Here is a 15507-nt window from a genome sequence, read left to right as displayed (position 1 = left end):
TAAATTTGTAACTATCCGCCCCATTTTCCGTACAAAAGAACATTAATTGCCGCCTGTAAAAACACAAGCACAAGTTTTACAGACCGGCAAGATCGCTTTTATCTTACGGACTTTATGGATAAACTTTTTACCCGGTTTTTTATATTACTGAGTATAATTGTATTTAGTGCAACGGTTACTCTGGCACAAACCATTACGTTACGTCCTGTTGATCCTGGCCCCTACGGACGAGGATCAAGCATTGGTGTATCATTCAAAATTGATTATACAAGCGGCTATTTTACCCGCACAGGCAATACCTTCAGGCTTCAACTATCCGATGCTAACGGCAACTTCGGCAACCAGGTAGAAATAGGCTCATATACAGGATTTTACAACAGTTATATAAACGGTGTAATTCCGTCAAATACTCCGGCAGGTACAAATTACAGGGTAAGGATAGTTGCCAATAGTCCGGGCGTTACCAGTACCGTATCAAACACATTCGCCATTGTAACTGCTAACGGCTTTACCGCGGCGGTTACATCGTCAGCTTATCTGCAAAATTCATCGGGTGCGTCTGATCCTAATATCTTCGGGCTTTGCGAGGGCATCAATAACCGAACATTCAATTTCACCAATGCTACCAGCGGTGCGCTGATGACCGCCAAGATGTATAACGAGGGCAACAACACCGCCCTGCCCGATCTGTTATTCGCGCCCGGCGCCAGTTTCACCGCCTCAACAACCAACTATACCATTATTGCCAGAGCCGAGAACGCTGGTGTTGTGGCCACAAAAGCTTATCCGCTGATCAATAACCGGGTATTCACTAACCTGGGTACATCGGGTACCAATATTGTTTGTAAGAATGATAATACCGAGTTGCCTTTCTTTATCGATTATGAATCGAGCGCTGGTATACAAAATAACTATCCCGGTTTAACTTACCGCATAAGCTATGGCGATGGCACTGCTGTTGAAACCTTTAGCTTTTTTGACATCAGAAACCGCGAAGGCAGGCTTACCCATACCTACACACAATCGAGCTGTGGTTTTGATGCCGGTGGCGATAAAAAGGGCGTATTCAGGGTTGAACTGCAAAGTGTTAGTCCGTATTGCGGTAACGTAGGTACCACCTCACCGCAATTTGCACAAGTATTGGAACCTGCGGTAAACCAATTTCAAGTGGCTGCAACGGGTTGTGTAGGCAAAGCCGTTGAGTTTACCAATAGCTCAAATCCCGGCCAAAGCCCAACATCAACCACAGGTTCGTGCGATAATCCGAATGCCTTATATACCTGGCGTTTTGATGATGGCACTGAGCTAACCAACCGGAAAATATCTGACCGTGTTACGCATATATTTACCACCCCGGGTGTGCATACCGTAACGCTTATTTACCAACCAAGCTCAAGCGACCGTTGTGATGTTGCTAACTACTCTAAGACTATATGTATCGTAAATCCGCCGGTACCTAAATTTACCATCCCCGCTACCGGATGTACCAGTACTGACATAGCGGTAGTAAACTCAAGCACTTACGATAACACCAGCACTTGTACTACCATAACCCCCACTTACCGCTGGACGGTTTCGCCTGCTACGGGTTTCACTTATGCTTCAAACACAAGCGCTACAAGTCCAAACCCTGTATTCAGGTTTAGTCAGGCGGGCAGGTATTCGGTACGCTTAACTATTACCGGTGGTTGCGATGCCATACAATCGGCAGCGCAGGTAATTACTGTTGATGCAACGCCTACCATCACCATGTCAAACGCCGTAACGTTTTGCCAAACCAAGTTGGATATACCGTTCAATGAAACATCGGGTGCTACAAAAACCGTTATTACAGGTACCGCCGCAAGCGAGTCAACCAATTACGAGTGGAGTTTCACGACCGTACCTGCCGGGGCCGCTCAGCCGGTGTTCATCAATAGCTCAACCAAAAACACACGTTACCCAACCATACGTTTTGATGGTGCGGGTACCTATGTGGTTAAAGTAACCCATAAAAACAATTGCGGTTTACTGGTTGAGCGTTCACAACAGATCACTTTACGTAACGCCCCGCAACTCGACCCTAAATTTACCGCGCTGATATGCCCGGATGATGTATCAAACCTTGATGCAAACCTTACGGCTGGCACATACAACACCTTACGCTGGCAAAGTAGTGATGCTAACGGAACGTTTGGCAACAACACAAGCGCTGTAACCACTTATAAACCATCTGCCGCCGAAATAGCTGCCGGCAGGGCCACTCTTAAGTTAGTTATCACTACCAATATCAGCGGATGCGAAACCATTGAATCATCACCATTGGTGGTATCCATCAGGCCGGTTAATGATATAACCAGCGCCGCCGCTAAAAATATATGTACCAATACCGCGGTTAACTATACTATTACATCCCCGGTTGCAGGTAGTACATACGAGTGGAAGGTAATAAGCAATTCGCCATCCATATCAGGCTTTACGGCATCAGGCACATCAAACAGAATTAACGATGTACTGGTAAACAACTCTACCGATATTGGTACCGTAGTTTATGAAATAACACCGATAAACGGCAACTGTACAGGTAACATACACCGCCTTACTGTAAGGGTTGACCCTACCCCTCGCCCGCAATTTGAGATAGTTGGCAATACTTATGGTTGCGGCGCTACTACTATTACCTTCCGCAATACATCGCCATCAAAAACAGGCACCTTTACCTGGGATTTTGGCGACGGCAACGGACTGGTTGAGATAAACGATGCCGAGTTTACCCGTACATTTCAACCATTTACCAATGGTGATGGATCTGACCGTGTGTACCAGATCACCATGACGCAACAGAATACCTGTTCGCCTGCAACTACACCGGCACAATCTATCCGTGTAAAGCCTGCCAACACGGTACCGCTTATTGCCAATGCGCCGGTAAAATCAAGCGATTGCGGTTCGTTTACCCTGACCGTTAAAAATGATTCGAGAGGCAGTGATGAAACCTATTTATTCAGGCTTGAGGATGAACAGGGAAACCTGGTGGCTACTACCATAGCATCGCCAAATCAAATTTCAAAAACAGATAAAACCGACGCGGTATTTAATGTTAGGCCAACGCAATCAACCACCTATTATGTAAACATGACCGCCACTAACAGTTGTGGTAATTCAGCCTCTATACCATTCAGGTGGCCTATCAATGTTTCGGTATCAGGCGTATCGGTGATGACTATTCAAGGCGGTAAAAGACAGGCTTGCGTTAACGAGGAAGTGGTATTCCAAAACGGATCGCAAGGGGCATCATTTAAATACACTATTTATAAGGATGATAACCCTACCCCATACCGCGAGTTTAGTGCTCCGTTGGGCTCATCACCCTACAGATTTACCGAGCCAGGAAAATACAACGTTACCGTAACATCAACCAGTGAAGGTTGTGGTGATGCAGCTCCATCAGACTATAATGCTAACGTGATAACAGTATATGCCACACCAACGGCTACATTTACAAGTGCATCACAAAATTGCAGCAGCGCTGTTGTTTTCACTCCTGTAGAAGCTACAAACAGCAGCTACATTTACGCTTGGGAATTTGGTGATGGTAGTACATCAAATGATCCGGCGCCAAGCCATACTTACGCGGCAAGCGGCACATACAATGTTAAACTAACCGTAACAAACACTTTGGGTTGTGGTGGCAATATCACTCAACCGATAATAGTTAAGCCCGATCTGAAAGCAGACTTCGCAGTTTCGCCGGGTCAGGAGATCACTATACCTGATTATCATTTTTCGTTCCGTGATAACAGCCAGGGCAACCCGAGCGAATGGTATTGGGAGTTTGGCAATGGCGCTACCTCCACACAACGCAATCCGGAGTATACATATCCGCAAACAGATATAGGTTCGCACGAAGTGAAGCTGACCATTACACGCCGTAACCCTGATGGTACACCATGTACTGATTTTATTGTAAAAACGGTGACTATATCGGGCACACCTGGTTCACTGTATTTACCAAATGCCTTCATTCCATCAAATAGCAGCAGCGTATTACAAACCTTTATGGCAAAAGGTGTAGGGATAAAAACCTGGCGTATGCAAATATTCAACAAATGGGGGCAGCTGGTTTGGGAAACCACCAAGCTTGGCGCCGACGGTGAACCTGTTGAGGGTTGGGATGGCACTTATAAAGGCACTCCGGCGCCGCAAGGTGCTTATATATGGCAGGTATCGGCAACATTTGTTAACGGTTCCGAGTGGAAAGGCATGTCATACGGTACATCATCGCCAAAACGTAACGGCGTAATAAACCTGATCAGATAAAAAATATAACAAATAGAGCTCTACTATAAATGAAGATATATAGCAAATTATTGGTTCTTGTTTTATTGCTTACAGCTGCAAAGGGCTTTGCGCAAGATCATCAATATTCGCAGTTTTTTAACGCGCCGGTATATTTAAACCCGGCACTTAACGGACAGTTTGAAGGCCAGCTGCGCATGAGCCTTACCTACCGTAATCAGTACTCAACCATTCCGGGCAACCTTAATTATTTGTCAGCTACTATTGATTATAACATCCCCCGCTTTGGTGGAGGCTTCGGCTTAATGTTTACCCGCAGCAGCGAGGGTACGGCTTACTTACGTAAGAACAGTATAATGGGTGTATACTCGTACAGTGTAGGCTCCGACGATTATGTGTTATCGTTCGGTTTAGCTGCCGGTGCCACTAACCGCTCGGTTGATATGAGTAAGCTTGTGTTCGGTGATCAGATAGACCCTAACTATGGCATTATTCCCGGTCAGCAAACCTCTGCCGATCTGCTGGCCTATAACAGTCGTTTTTACTTTGATTCAAGCTTCGGTATAAACCTGGTTACCGGCGGCTTTATGGTTGGCGCGGCGGCGTTCCACCTTAATCGTCCTAACGAATCATTCACCGGCACACCGGTTAAATTACCTATGCGCATCAGTACTCACGCCAGTTACCGTATCGACCTGAATAAGTATGATAACCTGGATGACTACGAAAAATCATTCGTGATACCATCGGTAGTTTACTACAAACAAAGCAACATTAACTCGTACAGTGCGGGTATACAATACAAACGCCGCAGTGTAAATGCCGGGCTTTGGTACCGTGGCGGCGGCGATGGCCCTAATGCCGTAGTGGTATCATTTATATTCGACATCTTTAAGAACCGTGAAACCGGCGACAGGCTTCGTGTTGGAGTGAGCCATGATGTACCTATGTCGAAACTAAGCTACGGCGGCACCAGCGGCACTACTGAGGGAAGCGTAGTTTACGAAACCCCTGGCGATGGCGACAGTAACTTTAAATTTAATGGTGCCTTAAGGTGCTATGATTTTTATTGATAAAATAGATAGTTTTGTGTTGCCAATTGTAAATCATGAGCAACGATTATCATCAGCTTAAAAAAGACAAAGGTAAAACCGCGCGTTTAGGAGTTTGGGTGATACTCATCCTGATCATATTGTTTGGCTTGATACTGATACGCTTTGCCACGTCGGGTTCAAACTCTAAAAGTAACAATACCGGTCTGCCATCAAAACAAGCCGCGTATGAGGTTGCCAAAGGCATTATAAAGCCATCACTCAAAGGCAGCGATGCCAAATTTAGCGATGATGGTTTTGAGTTTGGTAAACGATCTGACTCTGTTTATGTGATACGCTCGTACGCTGATGTTACTAATGCGGATGGCAGCCAAAGTCGCCAATATTTCAAAATAAGGATAAAATATAATGGAGGCCTGGCAACCAAAGCCAACAATTGGGAGTTACAGGGGTTAAACCTGGAGTAAATTTGATATAATGACCCAACAAAAGGAATCAATACTAACAGCACGATCAATCACCAAGAAAGAGAATTACCAAACCATTATTAACAGTGGTAACAACACCATTATTGCTGACGAGCCCCTTGATAAAGGCGGTGCGGACACAGGTATGGACCCATTTGGTTTATTATTAGCCAGCCTTGGCAGTTGTACAAGTATTACCCTGCGCATGTATATTGACCGAAAGATGTGGATAGTTGATGAAATAACTGTTGACCTTGAACTGTTTAGAACCGAGAACGGTGTACTGATAGAGCGGATGCTAAAGTTTAAAGGCGAACTGATACAGGAACAAATAGACCGGCTTTTGCAAATTGCCGACCACTGCCCTATCCATAAAATACTTACAGGCAATATTGATATTTATACCACGGTGGCCTGAAAAAACTCAGGCCGGGAAAACCCGGCCTGAACCAATCACTCTAAAACAATCACCTCTAACCAAAAGAAGTATTTTTAAAAGCAGCCTTGTGACGGGTGCTTTAATATTTTTGACACTGCAAATTTAACCATAATAAAATCGATTGCGTGTTTAAACTCGGGTATTTTACCCGTTACTGACATAACAATTTAGTTACATCAATTAATTAATAAAAAAGCAGTACGGGTAAGGTGGGTGTATGTTAATTTGATGTTATGGCAAAAATGTAAAGCCTCATTATTTAAACAAGGCTTTACATTGATATCGAAATCATACTAAGAGTTTATGCTCCTATTAATGGGTCGGTAATTCCATGCTTGCCTGTTTCAACACGACCTGCATAGCGCCTGGCAAAAACATCATGATCCTGAACTTTCAATTCTATATCATACCATGATCTGCTTTTTTGCAGACTGATGATATGGCGAAGTGTTTGCGTTGGTTTGATACTGAGCTTTTGATCTCCCTGTTTGTATGACCTATCAGTTAAATGAACAGAATAAGCACTTGATTTACTTTTGTTTACCAAAACCAATTCAATATCGCCATTAGTTTTATAATTGGTATTTATCAACAGATCGGGATCATTTTTATCACCGGCAAAGGTTCGGTAAAAACCATTCGGACCTGATAGCTCTAAGTTATAGCGGCTTTCGTTAAATGATTTAACAGGCCATGAATAATTGATCTCATCACCCGCTTTTACAGCAAACGCCCAGGTAGGCATTAGTTCGGCAGTCTTGCCTTCGTGCTGATAATTTCCGGGAGCACACACATTAAATGGAGCGCCTACCTTGCCACCCAATCTCATGTTTATGGTGAAGCTATCTTTATTATCACTCAAACCACCATCTGCAAAAAGCTGGTATGGTAATGCACATGAGTTACGTATGCCCTTCTCCTGTTTAGGGAAAGCCTGAACCGTTGCTTGCGCGGTATTTACTGCGGCGACATCATCAGCACCTAAAGCTTTAAAATTGCCGGGAAGTTTTTTGAATTTCGCGTTATAGATATCCTTTACGGTTTGATCGCGGTTAAGGGATACCGGGTAATTTACTTTTTCACCATTATATGGCCTGAAGATAGATGTCAGGTCGCCGCATACAGTACGGCGCCAATCGCTTATGTTAGTTTCTTTTATAGCCTTGCCTGTTTTCTTGCTCAGGAAGGTTTCCAAAAATTGCAGGCATGAGGTATGGTCAAATACCTGTGAATTAACCCATCCACCACGGCTCCATGGCGAAGCCACAACCAACGGCACCCTGAAACCCAAACCTATAGAGCTTTCACGGCGATCTTCTTCGGATATACCTTTTTCGGCTTGCTCGGCATTGGTTACATGCTCTGTGGCGGTATCTAATCCGGCTGAAGTTTTACCTGTTTCAGGTTTGGCGGAATGCGGCGGTACAAATGGAGCAACGTGATCAAAGTAACCATCATTTTCATCGTAGGTTAAAATAAAGATGGTCTTTTTCCATACCTCCGGGTTATGGGTAAGTATATCCAACACTTCCGAAACATACCATGCCCCATACCAGGGTGATGACGGGTGATCAGAAAAATTGGATGGCGCCGCCAGCCATGATACCGTTGGCAGCTTACCGGTTTTTACATCCTGCCTGAATTGGTAGAGTATATCTCCTTTTGGTACTTTAACCTCACGCTTTTCTCCATCCTCATCGTAAACCAATGTTTCAAGTTGATGATAGTTTGGATCGCTAACGTTAGTTACAAAGGCTTTCAGGTGAATATTTTTTTCATGATCGCTTAGCTTATCAAAACGTTCCTGCGTCCACTCTTTACGGTCTTTCTTTATCTCATTAAGTCGATTTTGCTTTTCACTGATCTTTGTAACTAATTCCGGCGTTTGAGGTTTTGCTTTCAGTTCATCCAGTTCCTTTTGAAACGCGGCTTCGGCCTTAACCAAATTATCTCTGAAAGCCTTGTGCAGGCGCACATTGTATTGCTTGTAAAACTCAATGTTATTGTCGGTAAAGTTACTCAGCCAGTCATCTTCCTCGCCTGTAAAGCCAACATCTAAACTTAGTTCATTCTGATATATCTTCCATGAGATGCCAGCTTCCTCAAGCCGTTCAGGGAATGTTTTTGCGGTCAGATCCTGATAGTTTATCTGGCCGTTGTATACCAACGCCGGTGAGCTTGCATCCTGCTGCTCACGGATGGTACCTGCCCAAAAGTATGAGCGGTTTGAACTTGTACCCGTTAACGACGAGCAAAAATGCTGATCGCAAACTGTAAATGCATCGGCAAAAGCGTAGTAAAACGGAATATCCTTTCTGTCGTAATACCCCAGAGTTAGCGGCATTTTCGCATACTCCTTATTTCCCGATTTTTTGCTTTCCAGCCAGCCGTCCATCTTGCCGTTGTTATGCGCGTCAACCTGGTTCTCCCACGAGTGGGGTAACGATTGCATCCAGGTGGCCTTGGAGTTTTTTATATCAAGATTAAAGGGTACATAAGTTTCGCCCGCCTTGTTACTTTGCAGCCATACCTTATTGTTGTTAGGCAGACGCATAGCACGCGGATCGTCAAAACCACGAACGCCCTGCAACGTACCGTAACAATGATCGAACGAACGATTCTCCTGCATCAGGAAAACCACATGCTCGGCATCAAGGTAAGTAGTACCCTTTTCAGGGGCAATTGCCAATGCCTTTTGTATCGACTCGGGCAGCACGGTAAACAACCCGGTTGAACCGGCCAGCATGGTTGCCTTTTTTATGAATTCTCTGCGTGTATCAGCCATAGCTATTTAAAAAAGCTAATGTATACTATCAATTCACCTTAAACTTTAACGATGTATTAAGTTTAAAATAATTAAACTTTGTTTATTAATTATTGCACCATAAACCTGTAAGTACCGGCAGCCACATGATATGGCTTGTTCGCAACTATGCTCTTTCCACTTAAGGTAACGTTTGTTGACTTTGCCGGGAAAGTAATATCGGCTGTTGAATTGGCAGGCACAACCACATCATAAACAACTTTGCCTTGCTCCCTTTTCCACGATGAAACAATGTTACCGTAAGGCCCTTTATGGCTCGATGTAAAATAGTTCAGTCCCTGTACAAAGTTTGGTTTAAGTAGTACGTTCTTGAAACCCGGTTTGTTTTCATCAGGTTTAATGCCTCCTAAACCTTTAAAAAACCAGCCGCCAATTTCACCAAACATCATGTGGTTGAGTGATATATCGCGAGGGGCATCCATATCCCAGTTTTCCTGCAAGGTTGTAGCGCCACTAACGATCCACCATCCCCATGATGGGTAGGTATCCTGCGAAGCCAGTTTGTATGCTATTTCTCCTTGTCCGTTGTCGCTCAGGGCGTTTAGCACTGCTTTGGCGCCTAATACACCAACATCAATATGCATGTTATCCTGAGCTACACGTTTGGCCAGGTTTTCAGCCAGTTTAAGGCGATATTCTTCGGGTACTACATTCCATTGCAGGGCCATGCTTAACTCTGTTTGCACACCGCTGCCGTATGTGCATTTGGCTTTATCAAAGTATTTATCGTTGATGGCTTTCCTGATCTTTACTGCAAGGGCTGAGTAATATTGCTGATCCTGCGTTTTGCCTAACAATGCAGCCGTTTTTGATAGAATGGTAGCATCAACATAAAAATATACTGATGAGGTATATTCTAAAGACGATGATGATTTAACTGGCACCCAATCACCACGACCAAAAGTAGTTAGGTTATTAGGGCTGATCTTGCTTACATAATTTACGTAGGCCTTTATATTTTCGTAGTTATCAGAAAGGGGCTTGGTATCGCCATAAAACATGTACAAATTCCACGGAATAACGGCGATGGTACTTGTCCAATCGGTACCGTTGGCAGTGCCGTAACCCCAACCGCCTGTAGGTATGATATCGGGTAACACACCATTGGGCTGCTGCTCGTCGCGGTGATCGCCCAGCCATTTCTCGTATACGGTGATACCATCGTAGTTGAATAAACCGGTTTCAATAGCGAAATGTCCATCACCCGTCCAGCCATTCTTTTCGCGCTGCGGGCAATCGGTTGGGTAGCCAAACAGGTTCGATAAATATGACGCGTTTGTAGCCGCCCATAATTTATTCACCAGATCGCTTGATGTATTCAGTTTGCCAGCCTCCTCAACATCGCTATGCATAAAGTAAGCTTTCAGGTCGGGCTGTTGCATTTTTATAGGTTTGTTACTGGTTACCTCTACATACTGAAACCCTTTATAGTTAAAGCTCGGCATAAAATCAACCTCGCCTTTGCCATTCAGTATCACCACATCGGTTTGGAAAAGATCGTTTTTATCTTTAGGGCGATAGTAAACATCAATGTTCGACATATCTACATGTCCCTTCGGTGTTCCCTCTTTGGTGTACAGCTTTTCGCCATGTTTTAGCTTTACTATGGTACCGCTATCCCCACGAAGTTTTACACGGGTAACACCGGCAAAGTTCCGTCCAAAATCGAACACGTAATTAGTATCATTAAACTTTATTATTGATTTGGCGGCGAACTCCTCTACATTCCTGATCGGTACCATTACCTGGCTAACTACCTTTTTTGCCGGTGCCGAACGCAATCCGGTACCATTCCATTTGCTATCATCAAAATTTATAGTATTCCAGCCGGGTATTTCCTCACTGCTATCGTAATGCTCGCCGGTGTAAATGCTGTTAAATACAATAGGGCCGCTGTGTGTTTTCCAACTTTCGTCGGTAAAAATGGTTTCTTTAGTGCCATCTTCATAGGTTATTTTCAGATCGAGGCAAAAGGTTGGCCTTTGGCGCCACGGTGCACGGTCAAAGTTCCATACCGCTATAGATTGGTGGTTGTACCAACCATTACCCAACACCACGCCGATAGCGTTAGCACCATCCTTTAATTGAGGGGTAACATCATAAGTAACGTAAAGATTTCGCCTGTCAAAACGGGTATACATCGGGTCGAGGCGGTGGTTGCCTATTTTAGTGCCATTAATAAATAACTCATATAAACCTGCCACAGCGATATATGCCCGTGCTGAACGTATCTTTTTACCGGCATTAAACACCTTGCGGAAGTAAGGCGCTTCTAAAGCGTTAATACTTTTGCGGTCGCTTATCCAGTTGCCGGTCCAGTTGGTTTGGCTCATCATACCGGTTTCAAAGTAGGCGGTTTGGCTTTGGCCAAGTGGTTTGCCATCCTTATCCCAGGTGCGCACCGCCCAGTAGTAACGGGTAAAAGGCTCTAAAGCTTTACCCTTATAAGTAATTAAACCGGCTTGCGATGCTACCTTACCTGTATTCCAAACCGCGCCACTGCCTGATGCCAACTGCGCCGGATCTTTTGATACCACAACAGTATACGCGCTTTGCAATGCACCCTGACGCTTATCGGCAAGTTGCCAGGCCAAGCGAGGCTGCGCCTCATCAACTCCAACCGGAGAAACCAGGTGTTCGCATTGCAGGTTTACAGCGCCTGTTTGCGCTTTAGCAAAATTTACATTCAGAGCAAAAGCTATCAATACTACAAATAGCCGGTTAAGTTTTGGATGGGTTGTTTTTATAAGCATCAGCAATAGGTTTTAGCTAACAAATTATGATAAAAGGATTTTAGTGCCCCCAATATCGAAATATGTTTTGATAGATGCTGTAAAAGTTTTGTTAGTTAAATAAAACGTTTTTGCTAATGCGACTAAATCAAACTAAAAAGGCCACGATGATTGATCATGGCCTTTGAATACTTTAATGGAAAATACTATTCCTCAAGCAGCACTTTACATTGTTGCGCTATTTCAAGTTCTTCGTTAGTTGGAATTACCATCACCTTTACTTTTGATGATGCGGTACTTATTTCACGGATACCCGGCTTACGCTGAGCATTTTCTTCAACATTTAATTCTATGCCGAAGAAATCCATATCGCGGCAAGCCATTTCACGCACCAGGTAATCATTCTCGCCAACGCCGGCAGTAAATACAATAGCATCCAAACCATTCATGGCGGCGGTGTACGAGCCTATAAATTTCCTGACACGGTAGGCATACATCTCATAAGCTAAAGCGGCGGCATCGCTACCTTCGTTTATCATCTTGGTGATGTCGCGCATATCGCTATAGCCGGTTAAGCCGTACATGCCACTCTTTTTATTGAGTAAAGCGGTCAGTTCAGAAGCATCATAACCTTGTTGCTCTATCAAAAACAATAATACCGATGCATCAATATTACCGCTACGTGTACCCATGATCAGGCCATCTAAAGGCGTAAGCCCCATACTGGTATCAATACATTTACCGGCATTAACAGCGGCCATACTGCAACCGTTACCCAGGTGTATAGTTATAATTTTAGCATCAGGCTTTTGCAGGTACTCAATTGCCTTTCCTGATACATACTTGTGACTGATGCCGTGGAAACCATATACACGGATACCATAATCCTTATAAAAATTTTCGGGGATGGCATAACGGTAAGCCTTTTCGGGCATGGTTTGGTGGAAAGCCGTGTCAAAAACCGCCACTTGCGTAGCTTTTTTAAAGATGCTTTGCGCTACCTCAATACCTTTTATGTGGCCTGGGTTATGCAATGGCGCAAGCGGATAGAGTTGCTTTATCTTCTCCTTTACCTCATCGGTAATTATAGTGGTTTGGGTAAGGGTTTCACCGCCGTGTACAATGCGGTGGCCCACTACATGAATATCATCCGGATTGTGCACTACGGCTATACCCGGCTGTACCAAAAGTTTTTCAACCTCGTACATACCCGCTTCATGATCGGGTATATCCAGTTCCAATTTTGTTACCTTTTCTTCTCCGTTGATGAATACGGCATGCTTTATCAGCGAATCGCCAAGACCAATTCTCTCAACCAAACCGCTACATACCGGGTCGACTGACTTGCTGTGAAATAACTGATATTTTATAGAGCTACTGCCCGAATTAATTACAAATATGTTCATGTATAAAAATCGAATGGTATTTAGTCGTTTTGGCTTTGTATCGCTGTAATAATAACGGTGTTGAATACGTCGTCAACCGTACAACCACGGCTAAGGTCATTAACCGGTTTATTTAAGCCTTGCAGCATTGGGCCAATGGCTAATGCTCCAGTTTCACGCTGTACGGCTTTGTAGGTATTGTTACCTGTATTCAAGTCGGGGAATATCAACACGCTGGCCTGACCTGCTACTTCTGATCCGGGGAGTTTTTGCTGACCAACAACAGGATCAACAGCGGCATCATACTGTATTGGGCCTTCAACTTTCAGGTCGGGGCGTTGCTGTCTAACCAGTTCGGTTGCACGGCGTACCTTCTCTACATCCTCACCCGCGCCTGATGTACCTGATGAATATGATAGCATTGCGATACGTGGCTCAATACCAAAGCGCATGCTGTTATCGGCTGATGAAATGGCTATCTGCGCCAGTTCTTCTGCTGTTGGATTCGGGTTAACCGCGCAATCGCCAAATACCGAAACCCTATCCTCCAAACACATAAAGAAAATAGATGATACCGTTGATATACCTGGCTTGGTTTTAATGAACTGCAATGCCGGGCGAATGGTGTGCTGCGTGGTATGTACAGCGCCCGATACCATACCATCAGCATGACCTTTGTAAACCATCATGGTACCAAAGTATGATACATCCGTCATCAAGTCGCGGGCCATTTCCATGGTCAGGTTCTTGCTTTTACGCAGTTCATACAAGGTTTCTACATAATCCTCATAATGGCCTGAATTTGCCGGGTCGATGATAGTAATATCATTTATATCCAGATCGATACCCAGGCGTTTGAGGGATGCCGCTATTTCTGTAGGGTTACCCAGCAACGTAAGCTTAACCAACTGCTGCGCAATCAGTCTGCCTGCTGCTAAAATAATACGGTCATCATTACCCTCGGGCAAAACAATATTCTTTATCTCCCTTTTAGCCCATTTGCTCAGCTGGTACTGGAACATGTGCGGCGTCATGGCATCAGAGTGGTAGGTAACCATCTTTTCGTCCAGCGCGCCGGTATCAACACAACGGTTAAATGTATCAATGGCTAACTGTATCTTCTTGGTATTATCAGGCGTAATACGAGATTTTACTGAGGCTATTTTATTAGTAGTTTCAAAGGTTCCGCCGTTAACCGCTATAATTGGCACCACATTCTGCAAACCTTCTATCAGGCGCAAAACAGGCTCCTCGGGCACCACACCGGCTGTTAGAACAATACCTGATACACGCGGATAGCTTGACGACATATTGGCCTGTAATGAGCTGATAATGATGTCGCCCCTATCACCCGGGGTTACTATTAATACATTTTCCTTTAAAAAGCTCAAAAAGCTGGGCACCTGCATAGCGCCGGTAACAAAGTTATCTACCTGGTTTGAAAGATGTTCGCCACCAAAAAGCAGACGACCATCCAGATGCTCAAATATATCGCTAACGGTAGGGTTTTGCAGAGCCTTATCAGCAGCAATAACCGCGCTGATCACGCCCTTCGGCAATTGAGAAGCTAACAACTTGCGAATATCATCGGCATGATCGGGCTGTACCTTATTGACAACCACTGCCAGCACCTGTATCTCGCGCGATTGATAGGCATGAAACAGGTTAAGGCCATCCTGTATAGTTTCAGATATTGATTTTCTATCGCCTGATACAACCAGTACAACAGGCGCATTCAGGTTGCGGGCTATCAGCATATTGCTTTCAAAATCAAACCCTGTTCCCTGACCGGTTATATCGCTACCTTCAATAACGGTAAAATCGTAGTTTTCCTCTATTTTTTTGAAACGGGAAATAATGGTATCGATCATTTCGCCCTGGCTTTGCTCATTTAATAGTTGCAGGGCTTCGGCACGGGTAAAGGCATAAGTATCTTCAAAGGCCAATGGCAATTGAAAATGCGACAGGATGGTTTGGATATGTACATCCTTTGATTCTGCCGGATCGGTATTAATGATGGGCTTAAAGTAGCCTATTTTTTGAGCCTTGCCCAGCAACATGTCAACTATACCCAGTGTTACAATGGATTTACCACTGTATGGTTCGGCTGATGCGATAAATATTGTTTTTGTCAACGTCGATAATTTTTAAAAGCCCGCGAATATAGCCAAAAAAGCTCATTTTTGAACTATGTTTTTATTTAGACTAATTAAATATTAAGTTATTTTGATAACCTATATTTTTAACGTTAAGCCTCCTGATTTGTTCGATATAAGTTTAAATCCTCATTTATAGAAATCAAAAAGCCGGTCAGAGTTTATCTGACCGGC

Annotated in this window: 8 protein-coding genes; 4 read left to right on the top strand and 4 right to left on the bottom strand. The window is 44.1% G+C overall.

From position 1 onward, the window contains the following. Positions 1-114: 114 nt before the first annotated feature. From IM792_RS03825 to IM792_RS03810, 4 genes are read left to right on the top strand one after another with little or no spacing between them, the layout of a single operon-like run. Positions 115-4299: a PKD domain-containing protein gene (locus IM792_RS03825; protein ID WP_194100414.1), complete on the top strand. Its 4185-nt coding sequence runs from the start codon at positions 115-117 to the stop codon at positions 4297-4299. A 29-nt stretch (positions 4300-4328) separates the two neighbouring features. Continuing rightward, entirely contained in the window at positions 4329-5351 is a 1023-nt protein-coding gene (locus IM792_RS03820; protein ID WP_194100412.1) for a PorP/SprF family type IX secretion system membrane protein, read from the top strand. Positions 5352-5386: 35 nt separating this feature from the next. Beyond that, complete coding sequence (locus tag IM792_RS03815) at positions 5387-5797, top strand: hypothetical protein (protein WP_194100411.1); 411 nt, start codon at positions 5387-5389, stop codon at positions 5795-5797. A gap of 10 nt (positions 5798-5807) precedes the next feature. Then, entirely contained in the window at positions 5808-6215 is a 408-nt protein-coding gene (locus IM792_RS03810; RefSeq protein ID WP_194100409.1) for an OsmC family protein, read from the top strand. Between the two features lie 322 nt (positions 6216-6537). Here IM792_RS03810 and IM792_RS03805 read toward each other — a convergent pair whose 3' ends face one another. The 4 genes from IM792_RS03805 to pta all read right to left on the bottom strand — a co-directional run bounded on the left by IM792_RS03805 (position 6538) and on the right by pta (position 15312). Further along, positions 6538-9021, bottom strand: a complete 2484-nt coding sequence (locus tag IM792_RS03805) for a phospholipase C, phosphocholine-specific (RefSeq protein ID WP_194100407.1) — start codon at positions 9019-9021, stop codon at positions 6538-6540. An 89-nt stretch (positions 9022-9110) separates the two neighbouring features. Further along, positions 9111-11813 carry an alpha-L-rhamnosidase gene (locus IM792_RS03800; protein WP_194100405.1) on the bottom strand — a complete coding sequence of 901 codons (2703 nt, stop codon included), beginning with the start codon at positions 11811-11813 and terminating at the stop codon, positions 9111-9113. Positions 11814-11998: 185 nt separating this feature from the next. Beyond that, positions 11999-13198, bottom strand: a complete 1200-nt coding sequence (locus IM792_RS03795; RefSeq protein WP_194100403.1) for an acetate kinase — start codon at positions 13196-13198, stop codon at positions 11999-12001. Between the two features lie 20 nt (positions 13199-13218). Next, positions 13219-15312, bottom strand: a complete 2094-nt coding sequence (pta, locus tag IM792_RS03790) for a phosphate acetyltransferase (protein ID WP_194100402.1) — start codon at positions 15310-15312, stop codon at positions 13219-13221. Positions 15313-15507 lie beyond the last annotated feature (195 nt).

The organism is Mucilaginibacter sp. JRF, assembly GCF_015223065.1.
GTDB lineage: Bacteria > Bacteroidota > Bacteroidia > Sphingobacteriales > Sphingobacteriaceae > Mucilaginibacter.
The sequence above is the reverse complement of the archived record's forward strand: the minus strand, read 5'-3'. Positions and strand labels throughout refer to the sequence as shown.

Excerpts from the sequence above, each read along its gene's own strand:
- IM792_RS03805 (WP_194100407.1), bottom strand. The coding sequence starts at position 9,021 with ATGGCTGATACACGCAGAGAATTCATAAAAAAGGCAACCATGCTGGCC.
- IM792_RS03820 (WP_194100412.1), top strand. The coding sequence starts at position 4,329 with ATGAAGATATATAGCAAATTATTGGTTCTTGTTTTATTGCTTACAGCT.
- IM792_RS03815 (WP_194100411.1), top strand. The coding sequence starts at position 5,387 with ATGAGCAACGATTATCATCAGCTTAAAAAAGACAAAGGTAAAACCGCG.
- IM792_RS03795 (WP_194100403.1), bottom strand. The coding sequence starts at position 13,198 with ATGAACATATTTGTAATTAATTCGGGCAGTAGCTCTATAAAATATCAG.
- IM792_RS03810 (WP_194100409.1), top strand. The coding sequence starts at position 5,808 with ATGACCCAACAAAAGGAATCAATACTAACAGCACGATCAATCACCAAG.
- IM792_RS03825 (WP_194100414.1), top strand. The coding sequence starts at position 115 with ATGGATAAACTTTTTACCCGGTTTTTTATATTACTGAGTATAATTGTA.
- IM792_RS03800 (WP_194100405.1), bottom strand. The coding sequence starts at position 11,813 with ATGCTTATAAAAACAACCCATCCAAAACTTAACCGGCTATTTGTAGTA.